The organism is Parabacteroides sp. Y3-G-102, assembly GCF_023656845.1.
Lineage (GTDB): Bacteria > Bacteroidota > Bacteroidia > Bacteroidales > Tannerellaceae > Parabacteroides > Parabacteroides distasonis.
This window is the reverse complement of the sequence record NZ_JAMOKU010000002.1, coordinates 24424-38910: the sequence shown is the minus strand read 5'-3', so window position 1 is coordinate 38910 and position 14487 is coordinate 24424. Positions and strand designations below refer to the sequence as shown.

Here is a 14487-nt window from a genome sequence, read left to right as displayed (position 1 = left end):
GCCTTTCGTGGATAATATAATTCTATCAGAGGGAAGACAAAGACTAACGCCTTTTACCTCTCAGATAGTCATTGAGGTCTTTGTAGTTATAATAACATTCCGAATGGTCAGTTACACGGTTGCCACAAAGTCCGGCAATGGTTTCGACTGTTTTTCGTCCGGCAAGGTCGTTATCAAGATAGCAATGGATGGCGGTGTACCGTTCCAGTTCCACAAGACACTTTTTCAGATTACTGACTGAGTTCATCACAAGAAAATCGGTAGGACTGTCGATACAGACATGAAAGTCTCCTTTTCTATGAAGTTCTTGGTAAGACAAGAAGTCCATAAAGCCCTCGAACACGCAGACATGATTTTGGATTATATCCTTGTTATACCTGATGACGGATATGTCTTTTCCCTTTATACATCCTTTATAATAAGGATTGCGCACCTCGTAACCGCCGGTCTTGTTTTCAAAGGCTATGGCGAAATAGTGTCTTTTGCGCAGCTCATAATGAATTTCCGTGCAATACAGCCTGCCGATATTCTCACTGATATACCTGGAACGGAGGTAAGACAACAGGGCATGGTGGCTCAGTTCTCTTACTTCCACGTTTTCCATTTCTTCCTCGATAGGACAAGGACGGACACTCCGGCTTTGTAACTCTTGAAAAGGTACGCCAATAGCATTCTCGCTGATGCGTAGCAATACCACACTTACATTGCCAGTACGATAAAGGTGTTTTCCCAGTTCTATGATGTCACCTCCGGCAGAAAGCCCAAAGTCGTACCATTCGTTCAAATTATCGTTGACCTTGAACGAGGGGGTACGTTCCTCTCGCAATGGGGAGAGATACCAATACTGGCAGCCACGCGCATTGACCGGAGAATGTCCTATTATCCGCAGATATTCCACGAGCCGTATCTGTTTCGCTTCTTTTATATTCATTTTAGTATGGTTTACTTATATATACCCACAAACTAAACCATACTGCTTAGAGATGGAATGAACTATTATAGGAGTAGGTACGACCGTTTTTTGTAATGGCATGATTTTCCAACAGGAACTTACACAAGTTTACCAATGTGTTTCTTCCTCTTGAATACCCAATGCTCTCATATCCCTTTTTAAGAGCTTCAAGCAAAGATTGATAGCCATATTCCGCGCATTCTTCAAAGGCTACTTCCAAGGCGGTTCGGTGTTGCTGCTCGGTCATATCTATATAAGAAGCCAGTCTGTCCATTTTGTTCTTTTTGAATTGATGTTCTTTTACCAGGTGTGGGAGAGAGTCTTCTCCGATTTCAAATGCGAAAGGTGTAAATTCCCTGTCCCTTATGTGCATGGCTCTTACTTCGCTGATTTTTCCATTTTCATTGTTTTTTGATATTTGCAGGATAGTCTCGGCCTTATTGTTCAGTTCTGTTCCGATATGCCCTCTGGTATTGTCATCCCCTTTGTTTAGATGTAAGACGGTGTGGATATGCAGTTCGTAATAGCTTGACCATCTCATCAGTTCATTGATTATGTCAAGAGATTCACTGGGACTGTTTATGTCATGGATTAAATCACGGATGCCGTCAATGATTACGAGCCCGATGTTTTGCTCTTCGTGGAGTGCCCATCGTATAATATCTCTCCTTTGGTCGGGAGTGTATTCTCGCAGAACCAAGAATTGGATGTTGTCATTTTCCTGGTCAGTAGGCAATCCTGCCAGTTTGAGGATTCGATGAAGGACTTTGTGGCAATGGCACTTGCTTTGTTCTGTGTCAATGTATAGGATTCGATTCTTGCAAGACGGCAGTTCTGCCTTATATTTTAGAATCTCTTTTCCGGAAAGAGCAGATGCGACAATGGCACTGACATTAAATGTCTTTTTACTTTTGGGTTTGCCCGTGGAAGCACTGAAATTTCCGATTGTGGCAATGGTAACGCCGTCTATTTGTACGATTTCCTGTGGGAACTCATATTTTTCGGTAACACTCAGCCGTATATATTTTAATAAAGACTTATATTTGGCTTCGTCTATCCGATAATTGTTGGGTTGTATCATATCAGGTTGCATTATTTTTTTCCTCCTTTTGTTGGTTTGTTCTTACTTTTTTGTCCCAATGTGTAAGCGATGATATTGGCTTGCCTTTCTATTTCTGTATTGGAGAAACAGGGGTTGCGCTTTATCCATCGGTTCAAGTCATCCCTGAGAATGAATATGTTTTTTCCATTCGGCTTATACACGGTAAGTTCTTTCTGCATGGTTAACTTATAGACATAGCCTTTGGACACTTGTAGATAGGCGGCTACCTCGTCTATATTGAGAAACTCTTTTGCGGCATAAGCTATCTTTTCCACATTTTCAAGATGGGATAGCAGTTCGGCCAAAGAACCGAATCGTTTCAGGTAATTTTCAACATTCAGGATTTCCTGCTGAAAATTTTCCAAGGAGTTGTTTTCGAGGAATGATTTCAATCCTTCGATACGGGAGAGTAGTAAGTCTATTTCTTTTCTATTCATAATTCTTCTCTTGTTATAGCAGCAGGTTGCCCTATTGTTTGTACTTGATTTCTCATTGCCCATTCGCAAAGTTCCTTTCTGTTGAAATACACCAATTTGCCGTTTGGCTTGTAGTGTGGTATTTGCTTGAGAGAAGTGAGTTTGTAGATATAACTCTCGGACAAACCGAGATAAGCAGAAGCTTCAGCGGTAGTCAGCACTTCCTTGACTGCCCAAATACGCTCTTTCAATTGTGCAATGTAATTCTCGATGGTCTGGATTTTATCCACTTCGTTGATCTTTTGTTCTAACGATTGGAGCCGTTCAAAAGGTTTCTCCGTTGCCATCATCGAAATCATGTTCTCCATTTTGGAGAGCATCTTATTTTCATTTGTCGTTCTTCGATGTCTCATTGATTGATGCTGTTAAATTTGACAATGGGAGGTATGCCCTCCGTGAGTAATCGATTACGGAGGGCAAAGGTAGATGAGTATATTCGCTTGATTATGTTGAGATTGTTGAGTATCAACACAATTCTCAATACAACTCTCAACAATTTGTTATTCCTTTGTTATACTTCTCTGTTTTTGATTAGAGTGATATACTTGTCTATGATTGCCAAAAACTGCTTATCTATGGCGTTGGGAGTGGCGTCTTTTATCCGATTGAGGGTTGATGACATATCGTGTTGGGTCAGTAATTTCTTCCTTGAAGAACTGATGACAAGATGTTTTTGGGCAATTACCGATTGCCAGTTATAGGTTATCACATCGTGTGAAGCCAGTTTATCCAACAATAAAACCAATTTGCTGTTGTTTCTTGAAGTCACAGTCTGCAATGTGTTTGCCGCATAACAAATGGCAACATTGTCTGCATCCAAAACTTCCTTAAACAAACAGACCTCATTGGCAAGCTGCACAATGAGGTCCAGAGTATGTCTGTCAAGTAAAGGTTTGATGTTGGTATTCTGATTGGTCTGAATAGGATTCCCCGGACTGCTGTTGTCGGACTCGGTAGTGGATTCCGACAGGTCAATGGCGTAAAATTCGTTCAGAAGTTTTATGATCCCATTTTCGTCCAATAGGTCATGGTCGAAATGTTTGCGAATCAAAATTTCATGCTTCCCCAGAAGCTCTATTACCGTGTGGTAATTCTTTAGATGTTCATTCTTGCTCCAGGCATCATTCGCATCGTGAAACCGATGGGAATGGGTAAAGTCAAGCACGTATCGCCTGTAACTTTTTTGCCGTGTGGTGACTTCGTCTTTGTAAGACTTTTGGGCTTGATCAACCAACCGGAATAGCCCTTCTTTACCGGTCTGCGCAGGAGTCCATTGGAAACCTCGCATCGCTCTTTTCAAAAAGAGAGAGGTGCAAAGATAATTTCTTTGACATAAAACATTATTTTAAGTATTGTTGTTTGCCACCTTTGCGTTGATGGCGTTTTTGTTTTGAGTGCTAAGATAGTTATCTGCAATGGTTTTTAGTTGAATATCGTATGTGTCCATCAATCCTTTTTTGACTATAAAACGAAAATTACTATCCATACTTTCTCTGTTAGGTACTTTATCATTTTGCAAGCGGAAACAGTTTACGCACTTTACCCATACATCATAGGGATTGTGTTGCTTAAAGGCCAAATATACAAAGTACATAAGTGAAGTCTGTGTTTTCATCCATACTATAGGATGTTCAAATACCGTTTCATCGAAAATACCTTTGAATGCGGCAAATGTGGTGTCGGAGGAGATATATCCACCGTCAAGTAGGGCGGAGAACATGGAATGTATCTCATCTTCGTTATTCGGACTGTAAAATACAACTTTGCTCGTATGAATGAGCCGTTCATCAGAAGTTTCTTCATTGAACGTATTTTCAATGTGGTTGAACTTATCACAGATAGTCTTTAATTTAACATCATACCTATCCAACCATCCGGTTCGCTTAATCCAACTGTAACCTGATACAAAACAAGCTTTGTGCGGAGTGTGTCCGTTAATGCTGAAACAACATTCTCCTTTTACCCACAAGTCCTTCTTGTTGAATTTGTAAAATGCCTGATATACGAAAAAGGACAACTGCCGTTGCGTTTTAATCCATTCTACCGGCTTGCTGAATGTCTTTTTATTGAAAATGCCGACAAATGTTTTCAAGCCAGTGTCAGGTGCGATGTATCCGTATTTCACTAAATCTCGATATAGCACCGCTATATCTTCTTTACTTTGTGGTGTGTAGAATGTCTCTGTCTGATGCGTTGGCTCAAATTCAGTAAAGTCAACTTCCGGGTAGAGGGCTTTGGTCGTTTCGTAAAGTCCCGTATTGTATCTCGGAACACGCCAAGTGCTGAATCGCTTTCCATTTTCCCTTTTCCATTGCTTTTCAAAAAGGATGTAGGTGCTGGGAAGTTTGCAGATGGTAGATACAGCATAGGCTATCACTTTCAGTTGCAGCGGCTTCGTTTGCGGCATCGGCTGATAGTGTTCATCCAAGAGACCTGTGCGTATGGCTCTTTGTAATAATGTAGCCACCTGTTCATTGGCTAAAGGCTCAATCAAATCTTTATATTCGCCTTTCACCTCTTCTTCTTGCCTTTCGCAAAGTGACAGCAACGCTTGCATTTTGTTCGCATAACAGTCAATTACCTTGACGTATGCAGAATCAATTTCCAGCCTATGACTTTGTACATAGTTTACGACAGGAACGGTAAATTCGTTATTTGTTATAAGGTTTGCCAAAAGAGGAGAGGGGGCTTGTTCCATATATTGATAAATCTCATTCGCCCATTTCCCGATATTCATCCACGAAGAGTCAAGTGCTTCAAATTCGATTTCATCATCCAAATCCAATTGACTTTTCATTTCACCGACGATTCGGGTAATCTTCGTTATCTTTATAACGGTTTCTTGCCTTGTCATAAACACGGGATTTAATCAATATCTGGAATCAATGATACGGCATTCTGCTTGTTTTTGTCAAGCACCTTTGCATAAATTTGTGTGGTCGCCAGCTCTTTGTGTCCTAATAGTTTTGATACTGTGTAGATGTCTGCACCCAAGTCAAGCATAAGCACAGCGAAGGTATGTCTTCCGCAGTGGAAGGTCAGATTCTTATTGATATTGGCAGCCAGGCTCCAACGCTGTAATTCCAATGAAGTCCAAGCTCCGTATGTGAATCCTGTAAAGACGGGATCTTCCGGGTTGCCTCTTTCACCAAGGTATTTTTCTGCCTGTGAGGAAATGTCAAGATACTCTTGTCCGCCAGTCTTTTTTTGTTTGAAGACGATTCTCGTGTAATCTCCAAATTTTTGAACTTCGCTCCATGTGAGTTTCTGAATATCGCTTTTACGAAGTCCGGTCAGGCATGAAAAGAGGAAAGCTCTTTTTAGAATAGGATAGCGGCAAGGAGTAGCAGCCAACTGTTTTACCTCTTCCAAGGTCAGATAGTCACGCTTTACTTCTGCGGCTTTGAATCCCTCGATTCCACGCAAAGGATTTACAGGTATGATTCTTTCATCGTAAGCCTGGTTGATACAGGCGCGGAGCTTGTTGAAATAAGAGACTTTTGAGTTTTGGGACAAGCCTTGAAACACATCCCTTTCCCTACGTGGACCGGTACGCTTGTGAGTATCTTTTTCCACATTGTTCAAAAAATCCTTGAAGCCGTTTATAAACTCCGGAGTAATATCTTTGAATGTGGTTTTCTCATCACAATAGATTTCGAGATAACGCAAGCAGCTTCTCCAGTTACCCCAGTTTCCCTCAGATTCAGGATTCTTGTGTCTTTCTTCAACCATCTTCCGATAGTATTCCAAAAAAGGAGTATCTTCTTTGAATTGGCGAGTGAAAGAATACTCTCCGTTCTGCATTTCAATGAGGCGTTTGGATTTTATAGCCTGAGCGGTTGCCAATGTCTGTCTGTTCTGCTCACGCTCCAGCGGAGTAGTGGCATCGATCAGATAAAGTTTCAAATACTCTTTCTGACGTTTCCCATTTCTGTAGATGTCGAGATACAAGCTCACGTTACCGTTTGCCAACTTCTTTTCCCGTAATTTTACAGGTTCTTTCTGGATTGTTGTTTTCTTAGTCATAGCCTGTTCCTATTTTAATGAGAGATGTGATTCATTGTCTTCGGGGGGACATATTTTTGTCCCTCGCATCCCTTTCGGGGGACAATATGGGGACAAAGTTACGAAAAAAATATGAAAACAGGCAGAAAGTATGGAGAAAAAGAGAAAATATAAATTCTTATAAAATCATTGATTTTTCGCACTTTACGGATTTGTATTTTCTCTTTTTATGCTTTTCTTTTCTTTAGGTCACTTGCCGACGCAAAAATGCTGAAATATATTCCCCAACACCTGATCTGTCGTAACCTCTCCTACGATATCCGATAAATGGAATATACACTCCCGTAAATCTTGCGAGATGAAATCCCCGGAAAGGCTGGAGTTCAAACCTTCTTGTACCCTATGTATAGCTTCCAGCGCATGCGTAAGTGCCTCGAAGTGGCGGGCATTCGTTACGATGATGTCGCTTTGGTGGAGGGTGGGGATGGAAGAGACTTCCGTGAGGAGTTGTTGTAGCTCTGCGATATGCAGCTTGCCTTTGGCGGAAATAGCGATTTGATGCCAGCCTTCGGTGGGGAAAGAGAAGGTTGGGAGAGAGGATGCGGGTAATACATCGCATTTGTTCATCGCTAAGATAACAGACTTATTCGTTAATCTCGGAGCTATTTCTTGATAGAAAGCCTCGAAATCCTTGAGGTCACGGGTTAAGTCGTACATGAGGATGACGATTTGCGCTTGGTCTAGAGCCTTGAAACTACGTTCAATACCAAGAGCTTCGATCGTATCGCTTGTTTCACGGATACCGGCGGTGTCGATGAAACGGAAGAGCTGGCCGTTGATATTGATCGTATCCTCGATAACGTCACGGGTCGTTCCGTGGATGTCGCTGACGATCGCTTTATCCTCGTTCAACAAGGCGTTTAGTAAAGTAGATTTGCCGGCGTTCGTCTCACCGATGATGGCGACAGGAATACCGTTTTTGATAGCGTTACCTACGCTGAAAGATTGGGCGAGTTTGGAGATGACCTGTTCGATATGATCCGCAAGCGTGCGAAGCTCGCTACGATCAGCGAACTCTAATTCCTCATGGTCACTGAAATCCAGTTCCAATTCCATGAGAGAGGTGAAATGGAGCAGTTGGTTTCGAAGTTCGGCGAGTTCCCTACTGAAACCACCTCGCATCTGGCTTAGAGCCAAACGATGTTGGCCGGCCGAAGTGGAGGCGATTAAATCCGCAACGGCCTCCGCTTGGCTAAGGTCCATCTTGCCATTCATGAAAGCACGTTGCGTATATTCACCCGGTTGCGCTATACGGCATCCGCTGGAGATAAGGAATTGCAGGATTTGTTGTTGGATATACGTCGAGCCGTGGCAGGTGATTTCCACCGTATCTTCCCCCGTGAAAGAATGGGGGGCACGGAAAACAGCGGCGATCACCTCATCTATGGTTTCGTCATTGTTACCGACGATGGAACCATACGTTAAGGTATAAGCCTTTTGGGTAGATAAACTCTTACCTACCTTCTTCGGCCGGAATATCCGATCACAAATCTTGAAAGCATCCGGCCCGGAGACACGGACCACTGCGATTCCTCCTACTCCCGGAGCTGTAGATATAGCGCAAATTGTACTCATTCCGTCTATTAAACTGTTATTAATTCATACGCTTGAGAACCCAGTCCGATTTCCTCCGCATAACGTAGGCCGGCTTGCCAGTTCGTATCCGGATGAATCAAATGGAATTTATCCTCTCCCTCAAGGTGTTCGTGAGGATGAGCCTCGGCTAATTTATTACCTCCGATGATAGGAGCGTTGATAACCATATCGGCGCAAGCCTTATCCAAGGCCACCGGATCGAAAGACGCGGCGATCCCCAAATCAGGGATGATGGCGGCATCGTTATGATTCCAGCAATCGCACTCCGGAGATACGTTCATGATAAAACTAACATGGAAATGGGGCTTGTCTGATAATACGGCTTTGGTGTACTCGTCGATCTTGTAATTCAATCGCTCGGAAGTATCACCTTCGCCCATTACGGCACCGTCGTATTGGCAAAGAGCCACACATTGCCCGCAACCTACACAACGCTCGTAATCAATTTCGGCCTTTCGGTTGTTATTCAAATGGATGGCATCGTGAGCACAGTGCTTTACACAGATGTTACAGCCTTTACAAGCCTCCGTATCGATACGGGGTTGTGAGGCGCAATGTAATTCCAGTTTACCGCCTACGCTGGCGCATCCCATCCCGAGGTTTTTCAGCGCACCGCCGAAACCGGCTTGCTCGTGACCTTTGAAATGGTTCATGGAAATGATGATATCGGCATCGGCGATAGCGGCACCTATTTTCGGGGCCTTACAATATTGCCCGTCAATCTCGATTTCCCGGTAGTCCGTACCTTTCACGCCATCGGCGATGATAACGTTGCAACCGGCGGACATGGGATTGAACCCATTTTCCATGGCGCTTTGAAGATGATCGACAGCGTTGGAGCGGCGGCCCGAGTATAAGGTGTTACAATCGGTAAGGAACGGTTTCGCACCTAATTCACGTAACAGGCTTACCAAGCGAGCGGCGTAATTAGGACGAATGTATGCCAAATTCCCCGGTTCACCAAAGTGGATCTTAATGGCTACAAATTGATTTTTGAAGTCGATATTGGCGATACCGGCACGTTTTACCAGACGTTCCATCTTATCCAGCAGGTTGCTGCTGGGGGTCGTGCGTAAATTAGTAAAGTAGACTTTGGATGTATTCATCTTTTTATTGGTTTAGTGTTGACAAAGGTACGAAAAACACGGAACATTTTTTATATTCGCGTAAAACAGATTTGTATATGGACTTGCTTCAGCGGAATCATCAGCTATTGTTGAAAGGAATAAATTGTACATTCCTGCGTTATTTGCATGCACGGATAGAGTGGGAGGATCGGTTAATCGGCATCTTCGGCTCTCGAGGGGTTGGTAAGACTACCTTGTTGTTACAGCATATTAAGTTGAAATTTGAAGATTCACGGGAAGCCCTGTATGTGAATCTGGATGATTTCTGGTTTGAGACACATTCATTGACCGATGCGGTTAAGGAGTTCCTGCAAGCCGGGGGGCATTATTTGTTTTTGGATGAGATCCATTTCTATTCGGGCTGGATGGAAGAGGTCTCAACTTTATTGGATGCCAACCCCGCCTTAAAGATTGTTTTCGCTACCACTTCTTTGTACTCGCAGACAGAGGTGCGGAACGGGTTAAGGCATGAGGCTGCTTTTTATACCATGCATCCGATGTCGTTCCGTGAATTCCTTTCTTACGAAAGCATTCTGGATAAAGATCCCATTCCGTTGGAGGATATCTTAGCGAACCATCATGATTTGGTGAAGGAGATCAATGCGGAGATGAATATTGTGCCGATTTACCGGAACTATCTGGAACATGGATGTTATCCTTTTTATTGGCAAGACCCGGATACTTATTATTTCCGTCTGCAAGAATTAGTGAGAAAAGAGATTTGCCGGGATTTGCCTTCGGTGGTTTCTATTTCGATGAGTAATCTGGAACGAGCTCAAAAATATTTTATGATGGTGGCTGAGTCGGCTCCTTTACGTCCGAAATCGATTGATGTAACCCGTAAGACAAATATGCTTCGTCAGCAAAGCGATAGCCTGTTGCGTTTTTTTCATGATGTGAGGCTTATTTATTACTCGGCAGACCAACTGGGAACCACTCCGGCCAAGCAGAAAGTCTTTATGGGGGATACCAACTTGCTGATCTCTTTTTTCGGAGATAAGGAGAATCGGCAATTGATGTGTGAAACCTATTTCTTAAGCCAGATGCGTTCCGTGGCGAACGTGGAATTCATGGAGAACGGAGATTTCTTGATTGGCGGTAAATATATCTTCGCCGTAGGTGATCCCTTAAGGGGATATGATCGTCTCCGCTTCGTACCCGACGCTTATGCGGCTATCTACGGGTTACCGAAAAGCGTGTTTAACCGTATGCCGGCATGGATATTAGGATTTAGTTATTGAGAATTTAAAAATAGGATTGCTATGTTAGAATGCATGAAGAATAGAAGAAGTATCCGTAAATATACGGATCAGGATATCCCGGAGTCTTTGCTGAATGAATTATTGGAAGTGGCTACTCGTGCCTCGAATACAGGAAATATGCAATTGTATAGTGTCGTGGTTACCCGCGACCCTGCGAACAAGGAGAAACTGGCTCCGGCTCATTTTAACCAACCAATGATTACGGGAGCCCCGGTGGTACTTACTTTTTGTGCGGATGCGAACCGTTTCGTGAAATGGGCGGAGTGCAGGAAAGCGGAGGCCGGATTCGATAATTTACAAACGTTTATCGCTTCGACGATAGATGCGATGTTGTTCGCCCAGAGTTTCTGCAATGCCGCTGAGGAAAAAGGCTTAGGCATTTGCTATCTGGGTACGACGGCTTATAATGCGGACCAGATCATTGAGGCGCTTTCTCTTCCCCGTCTGGTTGTCCCGATCGTTACGGTTACGGTGGGTTATCCGGCAGAGCCTATACCCGCTCAAGTTGAACGTTTACCATTGGCGGCTGTGGTACAAAACGAGACTTATACGGACTTTACTCCGGCTTCCATCGATGCCTTGTATAGTGAGAAAGAGGCATTAGAGGTGAATAAGCAGTTTGTAAGGGAGAATAATAAGGAAACACTGGCGCAGGTCTTTACGGACGTACGCTATACGAAGAAAAATAGTGAACATTTCTCCGAGGTACTCTTGAAGGTATTGAAACAACAAGGATTCATGAAGTAAGCCCTAATACTTCTACCTTATAGTTCATAAAGAGTCCACTCTCGAGTACGCCCGTAATCGACTTGAGAGTGGATTCTGTATTTTCAGGGATATAGTCCATCCATACGTCTAGGATCATATTGCCATTCTCGGTAATGATCGGTCCATCCTTACCTTGCCCCATACGAAGTTTTATCTCACCGGGATTCAAACGCTGGAGTCTGTCCTCTACATAGGTGAGAGCTTCCGGGAAAATCTCTATCGGGATCGGGAATTTAGCTCCCAGCCTCTCCACTTTCTTGGAAGGATCGACCAGTATATAGGTCTGCGGACTGGAACTGATTAATAGCTTTTCCTTGAACATGGCGCCTCCACGCCCTTTGATCAAGTTAAAGTGGGAATCTACTTCATCAGCCCCATCGAAGGTCCAGTCCGGCTTGTGGGAAAACAGGCTGGTAACCGGAATGCCTAGCTGGGCGCAAGTCATCCGGATTTCTAATGAAGTGGGGATCGCCAAGATGGAAAGACGTTCCGTCCGGATACGTTCGGCTATGCGAATCAACGCTAGATAGGAGGTAGAACCGGAGCCAACACCTATGACTTGTCCGTTTTCGACTTTAGATGCGATAATGTCCGCTATCTTTATTTTATCTTCCTTATGGGAGATCTGATTCCCCCATTCCAACGTATCGATTAGTGAATGATCCCACTTCATAGTCTTGATATTATTATATACGGTCTAATACAGTTTCAATCAGTTCCTCCAAAGAACCTTTATAATCCGTATTCATATGATTATCCACACGTCCGGCGATAATACAACATACGGTCATTGCCCGGTGTCCCATGAGAGCGGCCAGACCAGCTAAAGAGGAGCTCTCCATCTCGAAGTTCGTAATCTTTCGCCCGTTGTACTCGAAAGCCTCTATTTTCCGGTTCAATTCCGGATCAGTCAAGGGCAATCGGAGCTCGCGCCCTTGCGGCCCGTAGAAGCCATTGGCCGCGATAGTCGTTCCCCGGATAATATCATTACGGGTGATTTGCTCGATCAACGATGGATCTGCCGATACGACATAAGGCCATATGCCGCTAAGCCGCCAATCAAGCTGTTTTATTAATTCAGATTCCAAGTCTGCGTCACGAACGGAATTACTATTTGCGTAGAAATAAATGACTCCATCGAATCCGATCGATTTCTCCGCAGCTACATAAGTCCCAATCGGGACAAATGGCTGTAACCCTCCGGAAGTCCCGATACGAACTAGGGAAAGTTGCTTGAATTCCGGCTTGATCGTACGGGTTGAGAAGTCAATATTAGCGAGAGCGTCCAACTCATTTAATACGATATCAATATTATCTGTACCGATGCCATGGGATACAACCGTGATACGTTTTCCCTTGTATTGGCCCGTGATGGTATGAAACTCCCGGCTGGAAACCTCACATTCCTGAGACTCAAAATAGGAAGCGACGGTTGTAACCCGTGCGGGATCACCAACAAGTACCACACGATCCGCGAGTTGTTCTGGTTTTAAATGCAGGTGGAAAACACTACCATCTGAATGGATCGCTAATTCTGAAGCGGGGATTGTTCTCATATTCGATCAGCTAATTAAGTTTACTTTTAATCATAAAAGGGCAAGGTGCGACCCTGCCCTTGGAGATAGTTCCATGTATATAACTATTTTAGTCCTTTAATGGTTTTGATGGAGTACCGGTCGGTTTAGCTATCGCTTCACGCATAGAAGTGTCCGCCTCGATGTTCTTCATCTTGTAATAGTCCATTACGCCTAGGTTTCCTGTGCGGAAAGCGTCTGCCATTGCCTTGGGAACTTCCGCTTCTGCCTCGATCACCTTGGCACGGGCTTCTTGTGCTTTCGCCTTCATCTCTTGCTCGAGGGCGACAGCCATCGCACGGCGTTCCTCGGCTTTCGCCTGAGCGATATTCTTATCCGCTTGAGCTTGATCCATTTGCAAGAAAGCGCCGATGTTCTTACCTATATCGATATCGGCGATATCGATGGAAAGGATTTCGAAAGCTGTTCCGGCGTCAAGCCCTTTGCGAAGCACTAATTTCGAGATGGAATCCGGATTTTCCAATACGGTCTTATGGCTTTCGGATGAACCAATGGAAGATACGATACCTTCACCTACACGGGCTAAGATCGTCTCTTCTCCGGCACCACCCACTAATTGCTTGATATTCGCACGAACGGTGACACGTGCCTTGGCGATTAACTGGATTCCGTCTTTCGCTACCGCTGTTACCGGAGGGGTATCGATCACTTTCGGATTTACCGACATTTGTACAGCCTCGAATACGTCACGTCCGGCCAAGTCGATAGCGGTAGCCATCTGGAAAGGAAGGTCGATATTCGCTTTCGACGCGGAAACCAGCGCATGCACTACTTTCTCGACATGTCCACCCGCTAAATAGTGCGCTTCCAGCTCGTCGCGTGTAAGCGTCTTTATTCCTGCCTTATGCGCTTCGATCATCGCACGAGTGATGATGTAGGGAGGAACCTTTCGGATACGCATCAAGAATAACTGGATCAAGGAGATATTGACTCCTGATACTTTGGCCGAGATCCATAACAGGAACGGCACATAATAGAAAAAGATTGCCAGCAGAAGTACTGCGGCCCCCAATAGGATAAGTGGCAAAAAGGTTATTTCCATATATAAAAAATTAAGCGTGAATATTTGTTTCTTCTTTAGGACGGACAATTACGTTGTAACTGTCTACCCTGATCACTACGATCGGCGTGTTCTCATCGATTAATTCGTCTTGAGATTTCGCTTCCACGTTAATACCTTTAATCCGGGCCTTGCCGATAGGGGCTAAGCGTGAGAGCGTGATCCCCTCGTCTCCGGGTTCTATTCCGAGATCCCTGCTGGATGTCAGCTTGGAATCGATATCTGTCTTTAAAGCGATCTTGTTAAAAGACCGGGAACGCAATAACCAAGCGAAGATTATTCCGAATGTAATGATTGATAAGGATAAAGTCAGATGCCCTACCCATATACCTACCGTATAAGCGAAAACGACTCCGCCGATAGCGAAAATAGCCCCGCCTATACCCGCGAGTGTTATTCCCGGAAGAAGGAATATCTCTGCCAGTATCAGTAGGATGGCCGCTACCATGAGGAAGACGATGATGGCTATGTCCAGTAGCATAGT

Annotated in this window: 15 protein-coding genes; 2 read left to right on the top strand and 13 right to left on the bottom strand. The window is 44.2% G+C overall.

Translation table 11 applies throughout. The annotated features are described in order from the left end of the window. Positions 1-43: 43 nt before the first annotated feature. From NBH16_RS01330 to NBH16_RS01290, 9 genes are all read right to left on the bottom strand, one after another. Positions 44-931 (bottom strand): DUF8464 domain-containing protein, encoded by an 888-nt coding sequence (locus NBH16_RS01330; RefSeq protein WP_250787990.1) that lies wholly within the window; start codon positions 929-931, stop codon positions 44-46. A gap of 46 nt (positions 932-977) precedes the next feature. Next, on the bottom strand, positions 978-2045 hold the full coding sequence (locus NBH16_RS01325) for an AAA family ATPase (protein ID WP_149940434.1): 1068 nt from the start codon (positions 2043-2045) through the stop codon (positions 978-980). Continuing rightward, complete coding sequence (locus NBH16_RS01320) at positions 2045-2491, bottom strand: helix-turn-helix domain-containing protein (RefSeq protein WP_008770791.1); 447 nt, start codon at positions 2489-2491, stop codon at positions 2045-2047. Before NBH16_RS01320 ends, NBH16_RS01325 begins: the two co-directional genes overlap by 1 nt. After that, positions 2488-2883 carry a helix-turn-helix domain-containing protein gene (locus tag NBH16_RS01315; protein ID WP_008770792.1) on the bottom strand — a complete coding sequence of 132 codons (396 nt, stop codon included), beginning with the start codon at positions 2881-2883 and terminating at the stop codon, positions 2488-2490. The genes NBH16_RS01320 and NBH16_RS01315 overlap by 4 nt, the downstream gene beginning before the upstream one ends. Positions 2884-3041: 158 nt before the next feature. After that, positions 3042-3818: a hypothetical protein gene (locus NBH16_RS01310; RefSeq protein ID WP_250788021.1), complete on the bottom strand. Its 777-nt coding sequence runs from the start codon at positions 3816-3818 to the stop codon at positions 3042-3044. Positions 3819-3875: 57 nt separating this feature from the next. Next, entirely contained in the window at positions 3876-5384 is a 1509-nt protein-coding gene (locus tag NBH16_RS01305; RefSeq protein WP_151928156.1) for a hypothetical protein, read from the bottom strand. Between the two features lie 11 nt (positions 5385-5395). Then, entirely contained in the window at positions 5396-6556 is a 1161-nt protein-coding gene (locus NBH16_RS01300; RefSeq protein WP_151928155.1) for a site-specific integrase, read from the bottom strand. A 228-nt stretch (positions 6557-6784) separates the two neighbouring features. Then, positions 6785-8170 (bottom strand): tRNA uridine-5-carboxymethylaminomethyl(34) synthesis GTPase MnmE, encoded by a 1386-nt coding sequence (mnmE, locus tag NBH16_RS01295; protein WP_250787988.1) that lies wholly within the window; start codon positions 8168-8170, stop codon positions 6785-6787. Positions 8171-8178: 8 nt separating this feature from the next. Next, a complete protein-coding gene (locus NBH16_RS01290; protein ID WP_095231450.1) occupies positions 8179-9297 on the bottom strand; it encodes a DUF362 domain-containing protein in 1119 nt (372 codons plus the stop codon). A 77-nt stretch (positions 9298-9374) separates the two neighbouring features. On the opposite strand from NBH16_RS01290, the gene NBH16_RS01285 reads away from it, so the two are divergent. After that, complete coding sequence (locus tag NBH16_RS01285) at positions 9375-10559, top strand: ATP-binding protein (RefSeq protein ID WP_250787986.1); 1185 nt, start codon at positions 9375-9377, stop codon at positions 10557-10559. Between the two features lie 21 nt (positions 10560-10580). After that, positions 10581-11327 (top strand): nitroreductase family protein, encoded by a 747-nt coding sequence (locus NBH16_RS01280; RefSeq protein ID WP_005854358.1) that lies wholly within the window; start codon positions 10581-10583, stop codon positions 11325-11327. Here NBH16_RS01280 and rpiA read toward each other — a convergent pair. The 4 genes from rpiA to NBH16_RS01260 all read right to left on the bottom strand — a co-directional run bounded on the left by rpiA (position 11317) and on the right by NBH16_RS01260 (position 14484). Beyond that, positions 11317-12021, bottom strand: coding sequence for a ribose 5-phosphate isomerase A (gene rpiA, locus NBH16_RS01275; RefSeq protein WP_250787985.1), 705 nt, complete (start codon positions 12019-12021; stop codon positions 11317-11319). The genes NBH16_RS01280 and rpiA overlap by 11 nt on opposite strands. 13 nt (positions 12022-12034) lie before the next feature. Next, positions 12035-12904, bottom strand: coding sequence for a nucleoside phosphorylase (locus NBH16_RS01270; protein WP_005864339.1), 870 nt, complete (start codon positions 12902-12904; stop codon positions 12035-12037). An 88-nt stretch (positions 12905-12992) separates the two neighbouring features. Continuing rightward, a complete protein-coding gene (gene floA / locus NBH16_RS01265; RefSeq protein ID WP_005854361.1) occupies positions 12993-13985 on the bottom strand; it encodes a flotillin-like protein FloA in 993 nt (330 codons plus the stop codon). 10 nt (positions 13986-13995) lie between these two features. Then, positions 13996-14484, bottom strand: a complete 489-nt coding sequence (locus NBH16_RS01260; protein WP_009275728.1) for an NfeD family protein — start codon at positions 14482-14484, stop codon at positions 13996-13998. Positions 14485-14487 lie beyond the last annotated feature (3 nt).